Genomic DNA, 18,678 nt, shown 5'->3' with positions numbered 1-18,678 from the left:
TAGCAGCTTGCTGTCTGGCGTGAGTGATCTGTCATCGCGGTGTGCTGTGTCCTCTGAAGCAATGGGTGATTCAACTGGCGCGACACAAAAGGCGGGGAGGCGGATGCCCATTTTTGTTATTGTTTACAATATAATGTGATTAGAATGGCATTAATGCGGTTTTATTTGAATTAATAATTATTTAACTTCTTCATAAGATAGATACTTCATGTTGCCCTTTCAGTTTTATTCTCTGATCACTTCTTTTCGTCAGTTCGTCAGGGTTGTTGCACTGTGTTTGGTGGTTGTGATCAGTTTGATGTTTGGTATGAAGGCCGTATTTTTTGGCCTGTTCTGTATCGGAATGCTCCACCCCGTATGGCTGAGCATGCGCATGCAGGATCTTGTCAATGCGGGTCAGGCTATTTCGGATCCCGCGATCATAAAACAGCTGGTGTATGTGCAAGGCATCCCGGTAAGAGAAAACAGATCAACGCTGCATAATGCATTCTTCACTTCGCCGGACACGATGCAAAAGGAGCTCAGTCGGTTTTCCTCTACTCGATTTGCCCTGTATATCGCGGCGTTTTTTTGGTCGCTGTACGATTTGGGCCATGCCCTGCAATCCTGGAATCATCAGATCGGCCTGCCGGCGCTGGCGTGGGTGGCGGCTCTGGTCATGGCGATATTCTTCGGCAAGCGTGCCATTACTTATTTCGCTTACTGGCAAATCGCCCTTCGACAAAGCTGGCATCGCACGACCATCCAGGTGAATGGCGAAACGCTGCATGCCGCCTATACCCGATACAGAGACAAAACCGGTGTGTGTTATGTCCCCTTCCTTTGTGGGGTGTTTACGCCTGAAGTGGCCATCCACGACACTCGCCCGGATTAGGTGTCCAGTCCCGGACGATTACAGATACGCTTTTTGAACAAATCGGGTCTTCGTTTTTGCCAACTCTTCATCGCCTGGATTGGCGTTAGGTGTTGCAAGGCAAGTTGGGGAAGATGCTGGTTGTAGAGCCAGACATGCCGTTCCAGCGTCTGCGCCAAGCCCTCGCCTGACTTGAAGCGGGCGAGCTTGTTTGGGTGCTGCAGGACTGATTTCACTCCTTTACCGGTCACCACGCCTATTACGCCAGCAGAAAGCAGTTGTCGCTGGCGGTACGGCTGGTGATCGCCGCGCTGCGGGAGCCGGCAGGGGGTGCGTGATGTGTAGTCAGCGTCATGGGGCTTTCTGTCGTAGACAATGTACCGATCATTGGCGGCGTGCATAAAAAGTGCGCCCAGCAAAAAATAAAGGCCGCTTCCGATGGGAAAGCGGCCTTGTTGTTCTGGCGTGCCAGCTTAATTACAGCACCGGCATGGCATAGCCTTCGATCTTGGCGGCCTGCACCAGACCGCTCAGGTACTGATGCATCAGCTTGTTGCCTGCCATTTGGGTCAGGTATTGCTGCAGTCGTTCCTTGACGTCGTCAAAGCTGATCTGTTCGCCTGGATGGTGAATGATGTGGTAGCCAAACTGGGTCTGCACCAGGTGCGGGGTGATCTGACCAGCTACGGTGCGGAACACGGCTTATTGGATGAATGAGTTAAATGAAGCCAATACGATGAAAGTCAAGAGGGTGGTAGCTTGTGGCCCGGCAGCCTTCAGATCCGGCTGCCGTTCTGGCCCTCGAAGTAACGCAGCAGGCGACGCGGCAGCCAGTCCAGCCGGCCGGGGAAGGGGCCGGTGACAAAGCCGACATGACCACCGTGCGTCGGGAACTCCAGGGTAATGGCGGGCGAGACCTGGCTGGCTTGCGGTAATGCCTGGGCGGGCAGGAAGGGGTCGTTCTGCGCGTTGATTACCAGGGTAGGAATGGCGATGCAGTGCAGGCGTTGCTTGCTGCTCGCCTGGCGCCAGTACTCGCGGCCGCTGGCAAAGCCATGCAGTGGCGCGGTCACGGCGTGGTCGAAGTCGGCGAAGGTGCGGGCGCGCCTGACCTGTTCGGCGCTGAACAGGTGCGGATGGTAGCGCAGCTGGTCCAGCGCCTTGGTCTTCAGCGTACTCATGAACATGCGGGTGTAGATCAGCCGGCCCAGGCCACGGTCGAGCTGGGTGCTGGCCGCGGTCAGGTCGAGCGGCGTCGAGATGGCGGCCGCGGCATGCGGCAGGGCATGGTCGCCGTCTTCGGCCAGGTAGTTGAGCAGCATGCTGCCGCCCAGTGAGACGCCGGCCACGTACATTTGGGGCTGGCGTTCGCTCAGACGGCGCAGGATCCAGCGAATCTCGGCGGCATCGCCGGCATGGTAGGCGCGTGCCAGGGTATTGTGCACACCACCACAGCCGCGGAAATGCGGCACCACGCCTTGCCAGCCGCGCTGGGCGACGGCTTGCATCAGGGCGCGGGCATAGTGGCTGTCGCTGCTGCCCTCCAGTCCGTGAAACAACACCACCAGCGGGGCATCCGCCGGGCCGTCGATGAAGTCGAGGGCGATCTGGCCGCCGTCCGGCGTGTCCCACAGCTCGCGCCGGTAGGGCGGTCGTGGCTGGCGCAGCAGCAGGGCGGGCCAGATGGTCTGGGCGTGGCCGCCGGGCAGCCAGCGTGGCGGGTGATAGGTCATTGGGCTGATTTCGGACGGAAAGCTTTGACCACGGCCGGGTCGGTCTCGGCGCGCGGGCCGCCGATCAGCTCCAGGCAGTAGGGGACGGCAGCAAAGATGCCGGGTACCACGCTCTGGCCTTCCGCATCGCGCAGTCCTTCCAGGGTCTCGCGGATGGCCTTGGGCTGGCCGGGCAGGTTGAGGATCAGTGCCTGCTTGCGGATCACGCCTACCTGACGTGACAGAATGGCGGTCGGCACGAAGCGCAGGCTGATCTGGCGCATCTGTTCGCCGAAGCCGGGCATCTCGCGGTCAGCAACGGCCAGGGTGGCATCGGGAGTGACGTCGCGCGGTGCCGGGCCGGTGCCGCCGGTGGTCAGTACCAGATGGCAGCCCAACTGGTCGACCAGTTCGATCAGGGTGGCTTCAATCTGCGGCTGCTCGTCGGGAATCAGCCTTGTCTCGACACTGAAAGGCGTGGTCAGGGCACTGGCCAGCCAGTCTTGCAGGGCCGGCAAGCCCCGATCTTCGTAGACGCCGCTGCTGGCCCGGTCCGAGACCGAGACCAGCCCGATCTTCAGACTCATGCCTCGTCCTCCGCATCCTGGCTGCCCGGGATGGCCGGTTCGGGAATGATCTCCTTGATGGCCTGGAACAGCTGGCGGAAGTGCTTGGGCGGCTTGGCTTCCTGTTTTTCCTTGCGTGCGTTGCGGATCAGGTTGCGCAATTGCTGGATATCGGCCTGCGGGAATTCGTTGATGAAGACCGGCAGGGTTTTGTCGTCTTCCAGCAGGCGTTCGCGCCAGCGCTCCACCTGATGCAGCCAGCCGGTGTGGGCGGCGGATTCGCCCTTGCGTACGGCCAGGTGGGCACGGATGGGCTCGGGGTCGATGTCGCGCATCAGCTTGCCGATGTACTGTTCCTGGCGCTTCTTGGCGCCAAAGGCACTGATGCGCTTGTAGTCGAGCAGGGCCGTCAGCAGGTCTTCCGGCAGGTCGAGCTTTTTCAGCTTGTCGTTCGGGACTTCCAGCAGTTCGCGGCCGAGATCCTGCAGCGCATCCATTTGCTTTTTGCGCTGGGTCTTGCTGACAAATTCCTCATCTGGTCCATCATTCAGATAGTCGGCCATGGTTGTCTCGGTCTCTTATTTATTCAAGGCTGGTATGATACCGGAAAAGCCCGCTGTGGCGGGTGCCCACTCTTTATCCGATTGTGAAAAAGACCATGACAGAAAACAACTTCAGCTTCAGTCGCGCTTCCCTCGAACAGATCGCCCGGCATGTGCTGGATCTGGCCGCCCGTCAGGGGGCGACAGCCTGCGAGGCGGATGTCTCCGAGGGACTCGGACAGACCGTCAGTGTGCGGCTGGGTGAAGTGGAAACCATCGAGTACAACCAGGACAAGGGGGTCGGGGTCACGGTGTATCTCGGCCAGAAGAAAGGCCATGCCAGTACCTCTGATTTTTCCGAGCGGGCACTGGCCGATACCGTGTCGGCGGCGATCAATATCGCGCGCTTTACCGCGGAAGATCCGTGCTCCGGGCTGGCTGAGGCCGGTCTCTTGGCGACCGAGTTCCCCGATCTGGATCTGTATCACCCCTGGGATTTGTCGATGGAGGACGCGGTCGCCATGACCCGCGAGTGCGAGCAGGCCGCCCGCTCGGTCGATGCCCGCATCAGCAACTCCGAAGGCGGGACGCTGTCGCGCCAGGCCAGTCAGTTCATTTACGCCAACAGCCTGGGTTTCTGCCAGGGTTTCCCCAGTACCCGCTACAGCCTGTCGGCTGCGGTGGTGGCCGAGCAGGATGACGCCATGCAGCGCGACTACTGGTACAGTGCGGCTCGTCATCCGGGCGATCTGGCCAGTGCGGCCGAAGTCGGCCGTCTGGCTGGCGAGCGCACGGTACGGCGCCTGGGGGCGCGGCCAATCAAGACCGGGCGTTATCCGGTGATCTTTGAGGCCAATGTGGCTTCCTCGCTGATCGGACACCTGATCACCGCCATCAGTGGCGGCAATCTGTATCGCCAGTCCAGCTTCTTGCTGGGCGCGCAGGGCACCGAAGTGTTTTCGCCGCTGGTGACGATTGACGAGGATCCATTCCTGCTGCGCGGGCTGGCCAGCAGTGCTTTCGATAACGAAGGGGTGGAGACCAGTGCGCGGCGTCTGATTGATCGCGGCGTGCTGACTGGCTATCTGCTGGGTAGTTATTCGGCGCGCAAGCTTGGGCTGAGCACCACCGGTAATGCCGGCGGGGCGCACAATCTGCTGGTGCACAGCACGGGTCAGAGCCTGCCCGAACTGCTGCGCGAGATGGGCACCGGCCTGCTGATTACCGAGTTGCTTGGTCATGGCGTCAACACCGTGACCGGTGACTATTCGCGTGGTGCCGCGGGCTTCTGGGTGGAAAACGGCATGATCAGCCATCCGGTGGAGGAGATTACCGTGGCAGAGAATCTGCGCGATCTGTTCCGTCATGTGGCGGCCATCGGCAACGATACGCTGGTGCGTGGCACCACGCGCATCGGCTCGGTGCTGGTCGAGTCGATGTCGGTCGCCGGCCAGGCGTGAGCGTCCCTGATTACTGGGCTCGGGCCTGCGCCGAGCTGGCCGCCGAGGACCAGGTGCTGGCCGGTCTGATGCGTCAGTTCGATGCCTCGATCCTGCGGACACGTGGCGAGCCGTTCGAAACCTTGTTGCGCGCCATCGTGGGCCAGCAGATTTCCATCGCGGCGGCCGATGCCATCTGGGGGCGGCTGGCGCAGCTGGCGCCGCTGCAGCAGCCGCAGGCGGTGCTGGCGCCGCTGCAGCAGCCGCAGGCGGTGCTGGCGCTGACGCCCGAGGCGCTGCGACTGGCCGGTTTGTCGCAGCGCAAAGTCGAGTATGTGCAGGATCTGGCGCGTCATTTTGCCGACGGTCATCTGGATGCCGCTCGGCTGGCGACCCTGGATGACGAGGCGGTGATTGCCGAGTTGACGGCGGTGCGCGGCATCGGTCGCTGGAGCGCAGAGATGTTCCTGATTTTCAATCTGCTGCGTCCGGATGTCTGGCCGGTGGACGACATCGGCCTGCAGAAGGCGGTGGCGCGTTGCTATGGGCTGGATGCCGTGCCGAAGCAGGCCGCCCTGCGCCAGCTCGGTGAGCGCTGGCGCCCCTGGCGGACGGTGGCGTGCTGGTATTTCTGGCGCAGTCTGGACGCGGTCGAGGTGCTGTACTAGCTTTGAATTGCCCGGTGAGCGTATCGGGGGAGGCAACCGTCCTGTCGGACACCGCACAAAAACCATAAGCGGGGCGCAGTGATGAGCAAGCAAGCAAATATCGGGCTGGTGCTGGCGGGTGGCGGCGCGCGCGCGGCCTATCAGGCGGGGGTCATGCTGGCGATTTCCCACCTGTTGCCGGATGCCAGGAAAAATCCGTTTCCGGTGATCTGCGGCACCTCTGCCGGCGCCATCAATGCCACCGGTCTGGCCTGTGCCGCGGACGATTTTCGTCAGGCGGCAGGCAATCTGGCGCAGCTGTGGCGTCAGATTCATATCAGCGATGTCTACCAGTCGGACATGCTGTATTTCCTCAAGAGCTTCCTGCATTTTGGCGTGTCGATTGCTTCTGGCGGCCGTCTGTGGAAGAACCCCAAGAGTTTTCTCGACAATGCCCCGCTGCGTGACTATCTCGCTCGGGTGGTGCGTTTTGACGGCATCGACCGGGCGGTCAGTGCCGGGGCGCTGCGCGCGGTAGCGCTGACGGCCTCCTGTTTCAACAGTGGCCAGTCGGTGACGTTTTTTGACGGGGTGCCCGAGGTGTGCGAGTGGACGCGGCAGATGCGCATCGGAGTGCGCGAGAAACTCGACCTGGATCACCTGATGGCCTCGTCGGCCTTGCCCTTGATCTTTCCGGCCACCAAGGTGGGCGATCGCTTTTTCTGCGACGGTGCCGTGCGGCAGATGGCGCCGCTGTCGCCGGCGCTGCATCTGGGGGCGGAGAAGTTGTTTGTCGTCGGGCTGGCCAGTCACAAGACGCCGGTGCGCGATGGCGGCTATCCTTCCCCCGCTCAGGTGTTCGGCCATCTGCTCAACAGTATTTTTGCCGATAGTATGGCCAGCGACATGGAGCGGCTGATCCGTGTCAATCACACGGTCTCGCTGCTCAACAGTCATCATGAGCTGGCTTCGCAGACCCCGCTCAAGCGTGTCGAGGTTTTCTTGCTCAATCCCAGTGCTTCGCTGGAGGAGATCGCCCACAAGCACGTGCATCTGTTTCCACCGGCTTTGCGCTTCATTCTGCAGGGTACTGGTGCCACGCGCCGCCGTGGCTTGTCGCTGGCGACTTATCTGCTGTTCGAGCCGGGCTATTGTCGTGAATTGATCTCACTGGGTTATAAGGATGTTCTGAAACAGAAGGCGGAGATTCTGAATTTTCTGGAACTTTAATCTGCTTTCTGTATTCTAGATGGTTTGTGTTCGAACAAATCGGGAGTGAGTATGCGGTTGCCGGGGCGACGTGCCGGATTTTTTCTGATCAGTGCTGCTTGCGCTGGTGCCATGGGTTTTGCCTTTTATGCTCAATATGTGATGGGGCTTGAGCCTTGTCCGCTGTGCATGTTGCAGCGCGTGGGGGTGGTCAGTGCCGGGGTGCTGGCCTTGCTGGCCGGTCTGGTCAATCCGCGTGAGTGGGGCTTCCGTGTCTGGTCCGGGCTGGTGGTGCTGGCCTCGCTGGCGGGGGGCGCCGTATCGGCCCGCCAGTTGTGGCTGCAGAGCCTGCCGGCGGATCAGGTACCGCAATGCGGTCCGGGGCTGGACTATCTGCTGCAGACTCTGCCGTTTACCCATGCGCTGGAAAAGGTGCTGATGGGTAGTGGCGAGTGTGCGGTGGTGGACTGGCGTTTCCTCGGCATGGCGATGCCGTTCTGGGTGCTGGTGTTCTTTGTGCTGGTGATTGGCTTTACGCTGTTCCAGCAACGCAAGATGCGCTGATCAGCGTGTTGATCGGCGGTCAGGGGCCCGGGTCGTTCGACCCGGGCCTTTTTCATGGTCGGTTGCCCGTCTCCGATTTCAGGCCTCGAACGCCCGGAGCGCCGCCGGCTTGACGTGCAATTCTTCACGCCGGGCGAAGGCTTCCAGCAGGTATTCCACCGTCACCTTTACCCGTGGCGCGACCAGGGCGCGGTGCGGGTACTGCAGGGTCATTTCGAACTGGCCGGGGTGGTGGGCCTTGAGCAACAGGACCTTGAGCCGGCCCGTCTGCAGGTGATGCCAGGCGTGATGCACGCCGATTTCGGCAATGCCGGCGCCGTCGACGGCCAGCTGGGTGATGGTCTCGGGGGAGGACAGGGTCAGGACGGCGGCTTCGGTGTTGAGGGTGGTGATGCTGCCGTCGCCGGTCTGAAATTGCCAGGGCGACACGCGGCCGCCGAGAAAACGTCGGGTGATCAGGCGGTGCTGGCGCAGATCCTCGGGTTGTGCGGGAACCCCGTATTGGTCGAGGTAGGCCGGTGAGGCGACCAGCACCATATTGAACTGGCAGATCGGGCGTGCCACCAGTGAGGAGTCGGCGATGCGGCCGCCGCGCAGGGCCAGGTCGTAGCCGTCGCGCACCAGATCGATCACATGGTCATCGAAATCGACCTCGACCGACAGGCCGGGATAGGCCGCCAGCAGGCCGGGCAGGGTGGGGGCCAGTTGCTCGCGCCCGAAGCCGGCACTGGTGGAGAGGCGCACGCGACCCGAGGGGGCGGCGCGGTGGGCGATGACGGCATCGGTGGCTTGTTCCAGTGCCTCGATGGCGATGCGCGCCTGGCGCAGGAAGGCTTCGCCCTCTTCGGTCAGGTTCAGGGTGCGGGTAGTGCGGTTCATCAGGCGTACGCCCAGCGCCTTTTCAAGGCCGGCAATGTTTTTGCTGACGGCGGCGGACGAGATGCCGAGCTGCCTCGCGGCGGCGGCGAAGCTGCCGGCATCGCTGGCCTGCACGAAGGACAAGATGGCACGTACACGTTGAGATGAGTCCATGAGCGGCGGTCTTGAAAGGGTCCAAATGCGGGATGGTCTGTGTTTTTATTGTCAACCTTGAGTTATTGAATCGTCAACCATCTGACGCATTATCTTCATGAATGCCGACGCCTAGAATAGCGTCATCGAAATGGCATCGACCTCCTGTGTGAGGTCCAGAGGAGAAGCGTCATGTTGAATTTTACTTTTCATAATCCCACTCGCATCGTGTTTGGCCAGGGCACGATGGCGGCGCTTGACCAGCATGTGCCGCTGGATGCCCGTGTGCTGGTGTTGTATGGCGGTCAGAGTGCCGAGCGCAACGGGACGCTGGGCGAGGTGCGCACTGCGCTGGGTCAGCGGACCTGCTTTGAATTTGGCGGTATTGAGCCGAATCCGACCTTCGAAACCCTGATGGAGGCGGTGATGCTGGTGCGTGCCGAGCGCATCGATTTTCTGCTGGCGGTGGGAGGTGGCTCGGTGATCGACGGTAGCAAGTTTGTCGCTGCCGCGGCCCAGTTTGAGGGCGACCCGTGGCAAATCCTGTCGAGCGTGGGCTCGGCGGTGCAGCGCGCTTTGCCGCTGGGTGTGGTGCTGACGCTGTCGGCGACCGGTTCGGAGATGAATGCCGCTGCGGTGGTGACTCGCCGCGCCACGCAGACCAAGGCCTTCTTTCATTCGCCCTGGGTGTTTCCGCAGTTCTCGATTCTGGATCCGACCAAGACGTATACCCTGCCGGCCCGTCAACTGGCCAACGGGGTGGTGGATGCCTTTACCCATGTGATGGAGCAGTACCTGACCTATCCGGTGGATGCCCGGGTGCAGGACCGTTTTGCCGAGGGACTGTTGCAGACCTTGATCGAGATCGGGCCCAAAGTGGTGCATGAGCCCGCCGATTACGACAGTCGGGCCAATCTGATGTGGGCGGCCGCGATGGCACTCAATGGCTTGATCGCCAGTGGTGTGCCGCAGGACTGGGCGACGCATCTGGTTGGTCATGAGCTGACCGCCCTGCATGGTCTGGACCATGCCCAGACGCTGGCGGTCCTGCTGCCTTCGATGCTCGATCTGCGGCGTGAGGCCAAGCGCGGCAAGCTTTTGCAGTACGCCGAGCGTGTCTGGCACCTGACCGAGGGCAGTGAGGAGGATCGCATCGAACAGGCCATCCTCAAGACCCGTGCTTTCTTTGAGCGTCTCGGTATCGGCACGCGTCTTTCCGACTATGGCATCGGCGAGCAGGACATCGATGCCTTGGTCGCAGCCCTGCAGGCGCACGGCATGGTTGGCCTGGGCGAGCAGGGGGATGTCACGCTGGCGCTGAGCCGTCAGGTGTATCTGGCCAGTCTGTGAAACGCATTATCCCGTCAACAAGGAATCTGCTCATGTCTCAAGCTGCGTATTTTGTCATTGATGTAAAAGTCACCGATCCGGAGGGTATGAAGCCCTATCAGGCGCGTGTTGCCGAAACGATCAAACCCTTTGGGGGCGAGCGTCTGGTGTATGGCGGGGCGCTCGATGTGCTGGAAGGTCAGGGGCCAAACGGGCTGGTGGTGATCGTGCGTTTCCCCAGTATGGCGCAGGCACATGCCTGGCACGACTCGCCGGCCTACCAGGCCATCATCGGTCATCGTCTGGCTTCGTCCGAGAGTCATGCCTATCTGGTGCAGGGTGAGGCCTGAACCCGGCAGGTGACCATCTTTTACTTACCCATTTTTTGAAAGCTGACTGAAATGAAAACTCTGGTCATTGTGTCTCACCCCTATCCCGAGCAATCCAGCGTCATCAAGACCTTGCAGCAAGTCGCTGCCAGTGTGCCGGGGGTGACGGTGCGCAATCTGGAATCGCTGTATGGTCATGATACCGAGGCGTTTGATCTGGCTGCCGAACAGAAGGCGCATGAAGGGGTGGATCGTGTGGTGTATCTGTTCCCGATCCACTGGTTCAATCTCACGCCGATGCTCAAGGCTTATCTGAACAAGGTGTGGTCCTATGGCTGGGCCTTCGGCCCCGGCGGTGATGCGCTGCGTCACAAGGAAATGCTGGTGGTGGTCTCGGCGGGGGCCAGCGAATATACCTATTCGTCCCAGGGGCTGGTGCAGAGCACGATGGACGAGGTGCTGACGCCGATGAAGGCCAGTGCCTTGTATGTCGGCATGCGATATCTGCAACCGCTGGCCTTCCATGAGGCCATGGGGGCCAGTCTGGAGACGCTGCAGGGGTTTGGCGAGGCGTTTGCCGCTCGTCTGGCCGGTTCGCAGTGATCTGATGCCTGGACGGGTCAGTCAAATGAGCGGCAGGTTCGGGGATACGCCGGGTCTGCCGCTTTGTTTTTGTATTCACCACCCGCAGGGAGCGACAGATGATTGATGATCCCATTGGTCCGGTTCAGCCCGTGCAGGGGGTGCGCGCACTCACCCCGGTGTCGGTGCCGCGCCATCCTGGATATGGTGCCTTGCGCACATGGCTGGCGTTTTCCAGGCGGCTGAGTGCCAGAAAAGCCCGGCAGCGGTCCGGTGCCAGTGCGCCGGCAGGCAGTGAAGTGGATGCGACGTCTTGTGCGGCGGATCAGGGGCATCTCGACGATTACGCCTGATCCGGCAGGGGGCGGGCTGAATGGCAAAAAGGCTTGTAAAGTCGTCTGCGACGATTTTACAAGCCTTTTGCTTGATGCTGGCGGAGCGGACGGGACTCGAACCCGCGACCCCCGGCGTGACAGGCCGGTATTCTAACCAACTGAACTACCGCTCCGAACTCTGGTGGGCGTTGACGGAGTCGAACCGCCGACATTCTGCTTGTAAGGCAGACGCTCTACCAACTGAGCTAAACGCCCGAATTTCTGAATTCGGCTGAATGATCGGGTTGGCGGAGCGGACGGGACTCGAACCCGCGACCCCCGGCGTGACAGGCCGGTATTCTAACCAACTGAACTACCGCTCCAAACCCTGGTGGGCGTTGACGGAGTCGAACCGCCGACATTCTGCTTGTAAGGCAGACGCTCTACCAACTGAGCTAAACGCCCGGAAACTTCCGGTTGCTGATGGTGCCATCAGCCAACGATCTATTCTGTATGGTGCAGGTTGGCGGAGCGGACGGGACTCGAACCCGCGACCCCCGGCGTGACAGGCCGGTATTCTAACCAACTGAACTACCGCTCCAACCTGGTGGGCGTTGACGGAGTCGAACCGCCGACATTCTGCTTGTAAGGCAGACGCTCTACCAACTGAGCTAAACGCCCGAAACTTTATGCTTTGCAACGTTGGCGGAGCGGACGGGACTCGAACCCGCGACCCCCGGCGTGACAGGCCGGTATTCTAACCAACTGAACTACCGCTCCGGACTTGGTGGGCGTTGACGGAGTCGAACCGCCGACATTCTGCTTGTAAGGCAGACGCTCTACCAACTGAGCTAAACGCCCTTCTAATGCCCGTCGTTGCTTGGCAGGAGGCGAATTAAAACATACGGGAAATATTTGCGCAAGAGGATAATCCAAAAAACTTTATGCTTTTGGCCGATTCCTTTAAACATACTGGCGGGGTGAATTTTGTCGGACAGAAAAGATGACGAGGCCAATCTCCCCATGTATCATTTGCCGATTCCCCATAATGCGGACGATGTAACGAATGAAACCGACCTTTCTCGATTTTGAGCAACCGATCGCCGAGCTCGAGAACAAGATTGAAGAATTGCGTTTTGTCCAGGACGATTCGGTGCTGGACATCTCCGAAGAAATCTCGCGCCTGCAAAAGAAAAGCCAGGAACTGACCAAGACGCTCTACAGCAAACTGACGCCCTGGCAGATCTCGCAGGTGGCACGTCACCCGCAGCGTCCTTACACGCTCGACTATATCGGTGCCCTGTTTACCGATTTCAGCGAGCTGCATGGCGACCGCTCCTTTGCCGATGATCCCGCCATTGTCGGCGGCATGGCCCGTTTCAATGGCCAGTCGGTGATGGTGATCGGCCAGCAGAAGGGGCGCGATACCAAGGAAAAGCTGTATCGCAATTTCGGCATGCCGCGTCCCGAAGGCTATCGCAAGGCATTGCGCCTGATGAAGCTGGCGGAGAAGTTCGGCCTGCCGGTGATTACCTTCGTCGATACGCCGGGTGCCTATCCGGGGATTGACGCGGAAGAGCGCGGTCAGAGTGAGGCGATCGGTCGCAATTTGTACGAAATGTCCAAGCTGCGTGTGCCGATCATCTCGACCGTGATTGGCGAGGGTGGCTCCGGCGGGGCGCTGGCGATTGCCGTGAGTGATTACCTGAACATGCTGCAATATTCGACCTATTCGGTGATTTCGCCGGAGGGTTGTGCGTCGATTCTGTGGAAGACCGCCGAGCGTGCATCGGACGCGGCAGAGGCGCTGGGCATTACCGCCCACCGTCTCAAGACGCTCGGTCTGGTGGATCGCGTCATCAATGAGCCGCTGGGCGGCGCCCATCGTGACCATGCCCAGACCATGAGCAGCATGAAGCGCGCGCTGGTCGAACAGCTGAAGGATCTGAATGGCCGTACGCTCGACGATCTGCTCAAGACCCGTTTCGATCGCCTGATGAGCTATGGACGATTCAAGGAAGAAGCAGCCTGATCTGCTGATGCCCTTGTTGGCGGCCTGGCCGGCCGAGCTGGCTGGCCAGTCGGTCGAGGCGGGGCTGTCGGGCGGCCTGGATTCGATGGTGCTGCTCGATGTGTTGTGGCGCTGCCGTGAGCAGCGCCATTTTCATTTGTCCGCCGTGCATGTACACCACGGGCTGAGCCCCCATGCGGATGCCTGGGCGCAGCACTGTGCCGGATGGTGTGCCGCACGCCAGATTCCCCTGCGCATCGAGCGTGTCTCGGTGCGGCCGGAAGGCGGGGAAAGTCTGGAGGCCGTCGCACGGCGTGAGCGTTACCGGGTCTATGCCCGCACGTCGGCAGGCGTGGTGGCGCTGGCGCATCATCTGGATGATCAGTCGGAGACGGTCTTGCTGCAGTTGCTGCGTGGCGGTGGCCCCCATGCGCTGGCAGCCATGCCGGTCTGGCGCGCACTGGATGAGCGGGTGCATCTCTGGCGGCCCTTGCTGGGCTGGACGCGCGGCGAGCTGGAACAGTATGCCGCCGCGCGTGCGCTCTCCTGGGTGACCGACGAGAGCAATGCCGATACCCGCTGGCGGCGTAATCTGCTGCGCCATGACATCTTGCCGCTGATTGCCGCGGCACAACCGGATTACCGCCAGCACCTGCAGCGTACGGTGCAGTTGATGGCGCAGGCAGCAGAGATTCTGGATGAGGTGGCGACGCAGGATCTGGCCGCCTGCCTGCAGCAGGGGCGCCTGCTGTTGCCGCGCTTTGCCGCCCTGAGTGCGGCGCGTCAGCGGCAGTTGCTGGTGCGCTGGATGGCTCAGCTGCAGGCCGGCGACGCGTCCCCCGATGGGGTGGAGAGTTTTCGCCAGCAGTTGCTGCAGGCCGGTGAGGATCGCCACCCCGCCTTGCGGCTGTCGGGCAAAACCTTGTTCCGCTATCGGGATCAGGTCTGGGCGGTCGCGTCGACTGCCATGGCGCTGCCAGACGAGCAGCGGGCACGCTATCTGCCTGCTGTCGGGCCGGAAGCCTTTGTGGGGGGGCGGTTGCAGCTGATCGATCATGAGCAGGGGGTGGCGCACCAGCTGTTGCTGGGTGGGTTTTCCTTGCGGCCGCGTCGCGGCGGGGAGCGTTTACCGCAGGCCGTCGGCAACAAGCCGGTCAAGACGCTGCTGCAGGAAGCGGGTATTCCGCCCCTGCTGCGCGAGCGCTGGCCCTTGCTGTATCTGGCCGATGGTCGTCTGGCGGCGATTCCGTCAGTGGCGGTAGCCACTGATTGTCGCGGCGAAGCGGGGCAGTGGCCGGTCTGGCTGCCAGAGTGATCGTTCCAGCCATGAAAAAACGCCCCGCATGCGGGGCGTTTTCCATGGTGGCGGCTGCCGCTTAATTGCGGTTGTTGCCGCTCAGGGCGATCAGGATCTGCAGCAGGCTGGTAAACAGGTTGTAGATCATGACGAAGATGGTCAGCGCAGCCGAGATGTAGCTGGTTTCACCACCATCCACTACCTGCTTGACCTGGAACATGATCATCAGCGAGCTGAACAGCGCGAAGCCACCGGCAATGACCAGGCTGAATACCGGCAGTTGCAGGAAGATATTGGCAATCATGCAGATCATCAGCACGATGGCACCTGCGGTCAGGAAGCTGCCCAGGCCGGACAGATCACGCTTGGTGGTGGCGCCGATGCTGGCCATCACCAGGAAAATTAGCGACGTGGCACCGCCGGCGATCATCACCAGGCTGCCGCCGTTCTTGAGGTGCAGGGCGACCTGCAGCAACGGTCCGAGCAGCAAACCCATCATGAAGGTGAAGGCGAACATCAGATAGGCGCCCACCGGGGAGTAGCGGTTCTTCTCGATGGCGAACATCAGGCCGTAAATGGCGACCAGCATCAGGATCATGCCCATGATCGGGCTGGTACGCAGGAACATGAAGCTCATATTGGTGCCGATCAGTGCGCCGATCACGCAAGGAATCATCGACAGGCCAAGCAGGGCATAGGTATTGCGCAGAACCTTTTGGCGCGAGTCGGCCAAGGTCGAGCTGTATGCCGTTTGAAGGTTCGGGTGCATAGCGGATTTCTCCCAAGAGTTATAAATATTGCTTGCAGCATGTACATAGACATATTGCATCGAATTTGGTTTCTTTCAAGAGCACATTTTCCCGTCTTGCCGCAGGGCGGGGCTTCGGGTACTATTGCGCTCCTTCCCGAAGCGATGGATCTTAGTCGCTTTGCATGGGTTTGGCGAGCGTGGCGGAATTGGTAGACGCACTGGATTTAGGTTCCAGCGCCGCAAGGCGTGAGAGTTCGAGTCTCTCCGCTCGCACCACATGATTTATCCGGTAACAACCCGCGTCCCCGCGGGCCATCAGTCGTGTCCTCCCGTTTTTCTCCCCGCTGACAATAATCCGGCACCACTTGCGCCATATCAGTTGATGCTGATTCGGGATTGGTCGCGCGAGCGGAAAGGTTTTAACATCGTTTCTGCGGGTGAGTGACCCGTGATCTTCTGTTTTTGTAGCGATTCATGATCCGATCCGCCCCTTTATGAGTGCTCGACAAACGCCGGTGATGGCACCGGGCAAATTACTCTCCCCGACGGACCATAATCAGGTCCTGAGCGGCTTTCAATATGTCTATCCGGTGGTTTCCCGTCGTGCCGGCGGGGTGTCGGTCGGCGTCAATCTCAATCTGAACAATGCCTGTAACTGGCGGTGCCGATACTGTCAGGTAGCTGGTTTGCAGCGCGGCGCACCGGAAGCGACCGATGTGGTTCAGCTGGAGCGCGAGCTGGCCGCCTTGCTTACCGAGATTCTGCACGGCAACTTCATGCAGCAGCATGTGCCGGCCGCGATGCGCCAGTTGCGGGATATCGCCCTGGCAGGCAATGGTGAGCCGACCCTGAGCAAGCAGTTTCCTCAGGTGATCCAGGCGGTGTTGCGTCAGGTCGAGGCGTTTGGTCTGGCGGGCAAAATCCGGCTGGTGGTGATCACCAATGGCAGCATGCTGCACCGCCCCGCGGTGCAGGCGGCCCTGCGTGAGCTGGGGGCGGCCGGCGGCGAGGCCTGGGTCAAGATTGACCGCGGCAGCGAGGCCGGGGTGCGGGAGGTTAATCAGGTACGCCAGACGCCCGAACAAATGCGCAGCAAGATCGAGCGTGCAGCGGCCTGCTGCAGTGTCTGGGTGCAGACCTGCATGTGTTGTCTGGACGGAGCGCCGCCCGATGAGCCGGCTGTGACGGATTATCTGAACCTGCTGGCCTCGCTGAAAGGCATTCGCGGGGTTCTGCTGTATGGCCTGGCGCGCCCGCCGATGCTGGAGGAGGGACGTACGGTCTCGGCGGTGACGCCGGCCTGGATGCAGCAGCTGGCGGCACGTATTCAGGCACAGGGTATTCGGGTGGAACGCTACGATTGATGGGGAATAAATTGAACAAGCAGCGCACCCCGCAGGGGGATTTGAGCGACAAATATGTGATTGGCTTTCGCACCCCGGTGAAAGTTGTCGGCCGGTCACTGGCGCTGGACAAGGCCGTCGGCCCAAAGGGCGTATTCGCCACCTTTGAAGAGGCGCGCTACTTTGTCGAAACGCATATGGCGCAGGCGCGCAAGGCGGGTGCCTGTCGTGCCGTGGTGACGCGCGGGGCAGAGGAATTTGCCGAGTATTTCGACTCGATGTGGTTTGTCTACGGCGATCGCTGAAGTGCGGACAGGGCAGCGGCGATTGACTGTCGCTGCCCGTGTCTTGTCACGCGACGCTGTCCGCGGCGCGGGGTGGTTGTGCCGGCTGAATCAGCCAGCGGTTGGCCGTGAAACAGATCAGCGCCAGGATCAGATAAACCGCCAGCAGCGACGGCGCGTCATGAACGGCCAGCAGACTCAGCACAAACGAAGTCAGGCTGGTCATCAGGATATTAATCAGGAACATCAGGGCGGTGGCGGTGCCGGCAATGTGCCGGAACAGTGCCAGTCCGCGTCCCATCGACATCGGGAACAGCATGCCCTGGCTGAAAAACATCAGGGCGCTGATGCCGCACAGCAGGGTCAGGCTGTCTGGCCAGCACTGACCGAGGATCAGTCCGGTGGCGGTGACGGCCAGCAGCAGCCGGGTCATACCCTGCTGGACGCGGGCGACCGGGGACCGCGCCACCAGCCAGCGGCACAAGAAGGTAGCCAGCAGGAATACGCAGCCCAGGCCGAAGGCGATGTGCCCGAACACGATCGGTGAGTAGTGCCACCGGCTCTGGATGATGAAGGGGCCGACGGTATTGAAGGCAATGCTCATCGAGTAGATCGCCCCCATCAGAATGACCATGCCCATGAACTGACGGTGTTGCAGCACCTCGCGCAAATTCTGGCGGATCGTCGGCAGATTCAGTGCATGGCGCCGGAAATGGGTTTCCGGTACATGCCAGGCCACCAGCAGGGCCATCACGGCCATCGAGGCGGCAAAGAACACGAAGCAGGCCTGCCAGCCGGCATAGACTTGCAGATAGCCGCCGAGCACCGGACCAATGATGGGCCCCAGACCGAACATGCTGCCGGTAATCACCCCCATGCGCACCAGTTCCTGTGGCGCCAGGACATCCGGAAAGACCGAGCGGGCAACGACCGAGATGGTGCCGACCATCAGGCCCTGTATCAAACGGGTGGCCAGCAGTGCGGGCAGGGTGGGCAGCCAGATCGGCAGCAGGCTGATCAGCACGAAGCCCAGCAGGCCACCCAGCAGCAGCTTGCGCCGTCCCCAGGCATCGGTCAGGAAGCCGGAAAAGAAGTTGCCCAGCGCATAGCCGAGCAGGTAGAGGCTGATCAGGTTCTTGATGGCACTGTCCGGCTCGCCCAGTTCAGTGGCCATGGCCGGCAGGGAGGGGGAGATCAGATCCACCGCCATGCCGAACAAGGGCATCAGCAGCAGCAAAACCAGCAACAGGCGTTTGAGTCTGGCCTCTGGCAGAACGTGGGGATCAAAGTCCATCGACGTCTCCTGCCTGATGCTGCAGATTGTGCTGCATCCGGCTCAGCATGTCCTGCAGGAGGGCTTGCTCCTCTTCACTGAATCCGGCAAACAGCAGGCCATCCACGCGATCGATGGCTGCCAGCAGGGTCGGCATCAGGGTTTCTCGACACTTTGCGGTCATCTCCACAAACAGGCAGCGACGATTGGCCTGCCACGGGCGACGCGTGATATGCCCCTCTTTTTCCAGTCCTTCCAGCGTGCGCGCCAGCTGACCCGGATCCATGTCCAGTTGACCGAGCAGGTGCTTTTGCGTGCAGTCGCCGGCCTGATTCAACATCAGCAGGATCTGCCGTTGCGAGCGGGTGATGCCGGTGGTCTGTAATTGCTGATCCAGCAGACGACGCTTGAGGTTGACGATGTGGGCCAGATGATGGCCGAGGCGATTGAGCATGAGGGCCCCTGAATTGACTAGTTCAATTATTGTATATATCAACAGTTGACTATGTCAATTCAATGTCGGGTGCGACGCATCGGCTCCCGAACCGACGTCATGGCTTGCATTTGTCGGGCGCGTCTTCTATGTCTACTACTGCAACACATTTGTCATAAAAGTGGCATC

22 protein-coding genes and 9 tRNA genes are annotated in these 18,678 nt (G+C 60.9%); 14 read left to right on the top strand and 17 right to left on the bottom strand.

The features are described from left to right. Positions 1–208 precede the first annotated feature (208 nt). The gene (locus JNO51_RS09490; protein WP_215776417.1) at positions 209–874 is read left to right on the top strand and encodes a hypothetical protein; all 666 of its coding nucleotides are present in this window, start codon (positions 209–211) and stop codon (positions 872–874) included. On the opposite strand, the gene JNO51_RS09485 is transcribed toward JNO51_RS09490, so the two are convergent. From JNO51_RS09485 to yjgA, 5 genes are all read right to left on the bottom strand, one after another. Further along, a complete protein-coding gene (locus tag JNO51_RS09485; protein ID WP_215776414.1) occupies positions 871–1,254 on the bottom strand; it encodes a hypothetical protein in 384 nt (127 codons plus the stop codon). The two genes, JNO51_RS09490 and JNO51_RS09485, sit on opposite strands and share 4 nt — an antisense overlap. A 76-nt stretch (positions 1,255–1,330) precedes the next feature. Continuing rightward, positions 1,331–1,552: a hypothetical protein gene (locus tag JNO51_RS09480; protein WP_215776412.1), complete on the bottom strand. Its 222-nt coding sequence runs from the start codon at positions 1,550–1,552 to the stop codon at positions 1,331–1,333. A gap of 77 nt (positions 1,553–1,629) precedes the next feature. Then, positions 1,630–2,586 carry a YheT family hydrolase gene (locus JNO51_RS09475; protein ID WP_215776410.1) on the bottom strand — a complete coding sequence of 319 codons (957 nt, stop codon included), beginning with the start codon at positions 2,584–2,586 and terminating at the stop codon, positions 1,630–1,632. After that, entirely contained in the window at positions 2,583–3,152 is a 570-nt protein-coding gene (gene mog, locus JNO51_RS09470; protein WP_215776408.1) for a molybdopterin adenylyltransferase, read from the bottom strand. Before mog ends, JNO51_RS09475 begins: the two co-directional genes overlap by 4 nt. Continuing rightward, positions 3,149–3,694 (bottom strand): ribosome biogenesis factor YjgA, encoded by a 546-nt coding sequence (yjgA, locus tag JNO51_RS09465; RefSeq protein ID WP_215776406.1) that lies wholly within the window; start codon positions 3,692–3,694, stop codon positions 3,149–3,151. Before yjgA ends, mog begins: the two co-directional genes overlap by 4 nt. A gap of 95 nt (positions 3,695–3,789) precedes the next feature. On the opposite strand from yjgA, the gene pmbA reads away from it, so the two are divergent. The 4 genes from pmbA (at position 3,790) to JNO51_RS09445 (ending at position 7,532) form a co-directional block, all read left to right on the top strand. Then, positions 3,790–5,133, top strand: a complete 1,344-nt coding sequence (pmbA, locus tag JNO51_RS09460) for a metalloprotease PmbA (protein ID WP_215776403.1) — start codon at positions 3,790–3,792, stop codon at positions 5,131–5,133. Further along, the gene (locus JNO51_RS09455) at positions 5,130–5,780 is read left to right on the top strand and encodes a DNA-3-methyladenine glycosylase (protein WP_252346044.1); all 651 of its coding nucleotides are present in this window, start codon (positions 5,130–5,132) and stop codon (positions 5,778–5,780) included. The genes pmbA and JNO51_RS09455 overlap by 4 nt, the downstream gene beginning before the upstream one ends. A gap of 81 nt (positions 5,781–5,861) precedes the next feature. Continuing rightward, positions 5,862–6,989 carry a patatin-like phospholipase family protein gene (locus tag JNO51_RS09450; protein WP_215776400.1) on the top strand — a complete coding sequence of 376 codons (1,128 nt, stop codon included), beginning with the start codon at positions 5,862–5,864 and terminating at the stop codon, positions 6,987–6,989. Between the two features lie 51 nt (positions 6,990–7,040). Next, positions 7,041–7,532, top strand: coding sequence for a disulfide bond formation protein B (locus JNO51_RS09445; protein WP_215776398.1), 492 nt, complete (start codon positions 7,041–7,043; stop codon positions 7,530–7,532). A 78-nt stretch (positions 7,533–7,610) separates the two neighbouring features. Here JNO51_RS09445 and JNO51_RS09440 read toward each other — a convergent pair whose 3' ends face one another. After that, positions 7,611–8,564, bottom strand: a complete 954-nt coding sequence (locus JNO51_RS09440) for a LysR family transcriptional regulator (RefSeq protein WP_215776395.1) — start codon at positions 8,562–8,564, stop codon at positions 7,611–7,613. 171 nt (positions 8,565–8,735) lie between these two features. Between JNO51_RS09440 and JNO51_RS09435 the strand changes: the two genes are divergently transcribed. From JNO51_RS09435 to JNO51_RS09420, 4 genes are all read left to right on the top strand, one after another. Next, on the top strand, positions 8,736–9,893 hold the full coding sequence (locus JNO51_RS09435) for an iron-containing alcohol dehydrogenase (RefSeq protein ID WP_215776392.1): 1,158 nt from the start codon (positions 8,736–8,738) through the stop codon (positions 9,891–9,893). A gap of 32 nt (positions 9,894–9,925) precedes the next feature. Next, complete coding sequence (locus JNO51_RS09430) at positions 9,926–10,222, top strand: DUF1330 domain-containing protein (RefSeq protein ID WP_215776390.1); 297 nt, start codon at positions 9,926–9,928, stop codon at positions 10,220–10,222. Between the two features lie 51 nt (positions 10,223–10,273). Continuing rightward, a complete protein-coding gene (locus JNO51_RS09425) occupies positions 10,274–10,804 on the top strand; it encodes an NAD(P)H-dependent oxidoreductase (protein WP_215776386.1) in 531 nt (176 codons plus the stop codon). Between the two features lie 98 nt (positions 10,805–10,902). Then, on the top strand, positions 10,903–11,136 hold the full coding sequence (locus JNO51_RS09420; protein ID WP_215776384.1) for a hypothetical protein: 234 nt from the start codon (positions 10,903–10,905) through the stop codon (positions 11,134–11,136). A 78-nt stretch (positions 11,137–11,214) separates the two neighbouring features. On the opposite strand, the gene JNO51_RS09415 is transcribed toward JNO51_RS09420, so the two are convergent. The 8 genes from JNO51_RS09415 to JNO51_RS09380 form a co-directional block, all read right to left on the bottom strand. Continuing rightward, a tRNA-Asp gene (locus tag JNO51_RS09415) sits at positions 11,215–11,291 on the bottom strand. Between the two features lie 6 nt (positions 11,292–11,297). Beyond that, a tRNA-Val gene (locus JNO51_RS09410) sits at positions 11,298–11,373 on the bottom strand. Positions 11,374–11,403: 30 nt separating this feature from the next. Next, positions 11,404–11,480, bottom strand: a tRNA-Asp gene (locus tag JNO51_RS09405). Positions 11,481–11,486: 6 nt separating this feature from the next. Continuing rightward, positions 11,487–11,562 (bottom strand) — tRNA-Val (locus JNO51_RS09400). A gap of 59 nt (positions 11,563–11,621) precedes the next feature. Beyond that, positions 11,622–11,698: transfer RNA gene (locus JNO51_RS09395), tRNA-Asp, on the bottom strand. A 4-nt stretch (positions 11,699–11,702) separates the two neighbouring features. Continuing rightward, a tRNA-Val gene (locus tag JNO51_RS09390) sits at positions 11,703–11,778 on the bottom strand. A 22-nt stretch (positions 11,779–11,800) separates the two neighbouring features. Then, a tRNA-Asp gene (locus JNO51_RS09385) sits at positions 11,801–11,877 on the bottom strand. A gap of 5 nt (positions 11,878–11,882) precedes the next feature. Then, positions 11,883–11,958 (bottom strand) — tRNA-Val (locus tag JNO51_RS09380). 205 nt (positions 11,959–12,163) lie between these two features. Between JNO51_RS09380 and JNO51_RS09375 the strand changes: the two genes are divergently transcribed. Beyond that, on the top strand, positions 12,164–13,129 hold the full coding sequence (locus JNO51_RS09375) for an acetyl-CoA carboxylase carboxyltransferase subunit alpha (RefSeq protein ID WP_215776381.1): 966 nt from the start codon (positions 12,164–12,166) through the stop codon (positions 13,127–13,129). Further along, the gene (gene tilS / locus JNO51_RS09370) at positions 13,101–14,423 is read left to right on the top strand and encodes a tRNA lysidine(34) synthetase TilS (RefSeq protein WP_215776379.1); all 1,323 of its coding nucleotides are present in this window, start codon (positions 13,101–13,103) and stop codon (positions 14,421–14,423) included. Before JNO51_RS09375 ends, tilS begins: the two co-directional genes overlap by 29 nt. 61 nt (positions 14,424–14,484) lie before the next feature. Here the strand turns inward: tilS and JNO51_RS09365 are convergent, their stop codons facing one another. Then, positions 14,485–15,174 carry a Bax inhibitor-1 family protein gene (locus tag JNO51_RS09365; RefSeq protein WP_215776376.1) on the bottom strand — a complete coding sequence of 230 codons (690 nt, stop codon included), beginning with the start codon at positions 15,172–15,174 and terminating at the stop codon, positions 14,485–14,487. Between the two features lie 173 nt (positions 15,175–15,347). Here JNO51_RS09365 and JNO51_RS09360 point away from each other — a divergent pair. From JNO51_RS09360 to JNO51_RS09350, 3 genes are all read left to right on the top strand, one after another. Beyond that, positions 15,348–15,432 (top strand) — tRNA-Leu (locus JNO51_RS09360). 218 nt (positions 15,433–15,650) lie between these two features. Beyond that, positions 15,651–16,520: a radical SAM protein gene (locus JNO51_RS09355; protein WP_252346042.1), complete on the top strand. Its 870-nt coding sequence runs from the start codon at positions 15,651–15,653 to the stop codon at positions 16,518–16,520. An 11-nt stretch (positions 16,521–16,531) separates the two neighbouring features. Beyond that, positions 16,532–16,804: a hypothetical protein gene (locus JNO51_RS09350; RefSeq protein ID WP_215776373.1), complete on the top strand. Its 273-nt coding sequence runs from the start codon at positions 16,532–16,534 to the stop codon at positions 16,802–16,804. 46 nt (positions 16,805–16,850) lie between these two features. Here JNO51_RS09350 and JNO51_RS09345 read toward each other — a convergent pair whose 3' ends face one another. Both JNO51_RS09345 and JNO51_RS09340 read right to left on the bottom strand, forming a co-directional pair. Beyond that, positions 16,851–18,077, bottom strand: coding sequence for a Bcr/CflA family efflux MFS transporter (locus JNO51_RS09345; protein WP_215776371.1), 1,227 nt, complete (start codon positions 18,075–18,077; stop codon positions 16,851–16,853). Then, complete coding sequence (locus JNO51_RS09340; RefSeq protein ID WP_215776369.1) at positions 18,067–18,510, bottom strand: MarR family winged helix-turn-helix transcriptional regulator; 444 nt, start codon at positions 18,508–18,510, stop codon at positions 18,067–18,069. The genes JNO51_RS09345 and JNO51_RS09340 overlap by 11 nt, the downstream gene beginning before the upstream one ends. Between the last annotated feature and the right edge of the window lie 168 nt (positions 18,511–18,678).

Origin of the sequence: Paludibacterium sp. B53371 (genome assembly GCF_018802765.1) — a bacterium.
GTDB lineage: Bacteria > Pseudomonadota > Gammaproteobacteria > Burkholderiales > Chromobacteriaceae > Paludibacterium.
The sequence above is the reverse complement of the archived record's forward strand: the minus strand, read 5'-3'. Positions and strand labels throughout refer to the sequence as shown.

Bases quoted from the DNA above. Each gene is read 5' to 3' on its own strand.
- JNO51_RS09375 (WP_215776381.1), top strand. From the start codon at position 12,164: ATGAAACCGACCTTTCTCGATTTTGAGCAACCGATCGCCGAGCTCGAG.
- JNO51_RS09340 (WP_215776369.1), bottom strand. From the start codon at position 18,510: ATGCTCAATCGCCTCGGCCATCATCTGGCCCACATCGTCAACCTCAAG.
- JNO51_RS09365 (WP_215776376.1), bottom strand. From the start codon at position 15,174: ATGCACCCGAACCTTCAAACGGCATACAGCTCGACCTTGGCCGACTCG.
- JNO51_RS09355 (WP_252346042.1), top strand. From the start codon at position 15,651: ATGAGTGCTCGACAAACGCCGGTGATGGCACCGGGCAAATTACTCTCC.
- JNO51_RS09430 (WP_215776390.1), top strand. From the start codon at position 9,926: ATGTCTCAAGCTGCGTATTTTGTCATTGATGTAAAAGTCACCGATCCG.
- JNO51_RS09490 (WP_215776417.1), top strand. From the start codon at position 209: ATGTTGCCCTTTCAGTTTTATTCTCTGATCACTTCTTTTCGTCAGTTC.
- mog (WP_215776408.1), bottom strand. From the start codon at position 3,152: ATGAGTCTGAAGATCGGGCTGGTCTCGGTCTCGGACCGGGCCAGCAGC.
- JNO51_RS09445 (WP_215776398.1), top strand. From the start codon at position 7,041: ATGCGGTTGCCGGGGCGACGTGCCGGATTTTTTCTGATCAGTGCTGCT.
- pmbA (WP_215776403.1), top strand. From the start codon at position 3,790: ATGACAGAAAACAACTTCAGCTTCAGTCGCGCTTCCCTCGAACAGATC.
- JNO51_RS09475 (WP_215776410.1), bottom strand. From the start codon at position 2,586: ATGACCTATCACCCGCCACGCTGGCTGCCCGGCGGCCACGCCCAGACC.
- JNO51_RS09485 (WP_215776414.1), bottom strand. From the start codon at position 1,254: ATGCACGCCGCCAATGATCGGTACATTGTCTACGACAGAAAGCCCCAT.
- tilS (WP_215776379.1), top strand. From the start codon at position 13,101: ATGGACGATTCAAGGAAGAAGCAGCCTGATCTGCTGATGCCCTTGTTG.
- yjgA (WP_215776406.1), bottom strand. From the start codon at position 3,694: ATGGCCGACTATCTGAATGATGGACCAGATGAGGAATTTGTCAGCAAG.
- JNO51_RS09425 (WP_215776386.1), top strand. From the start codon at position 10,274: ATGAAAACTCTGGTCATTGTGTCTCACCCCTATCCCGAGCAATCCAGC.
- JNO51_RS09345 (WP_215776371.1), bottom strand. From the start codon at position 18,077: ATGGACTTTGATCCCCACGTTCTGCCAGAGGCCAGACTCAAACGCCTG.
- JNO51_RS09420 (WP_215776384.1), top strand. From the start codon at position 10,903: ATGATTGATGATCCCATTGGTCCGGTTCAGCCCGTGCAGGGGGTGCGC.
- JNO51_RS09440 (WP_215776395.1), bottom strand. From the start codon at position 8,564: ATGGACTCATCTCAACGTGTACGTGCCATCTTGTCCTTCGTGCAGGCC.
- JNO51_RS09450 (WP_215776400.1), top strand. From the start codon at position 5,862: ATGAGCAAGCAAGCAAATATCGGGCTGGTGCTGGCGGGTGGCGGCGCG.
- JNO51_RS09435 (WP_215776392.1), top strand. From the start codon at position 8,736: ATGTTGAATTTTACTTTTCATAATCCCACTCGCATCGTGTTTGGCCAG.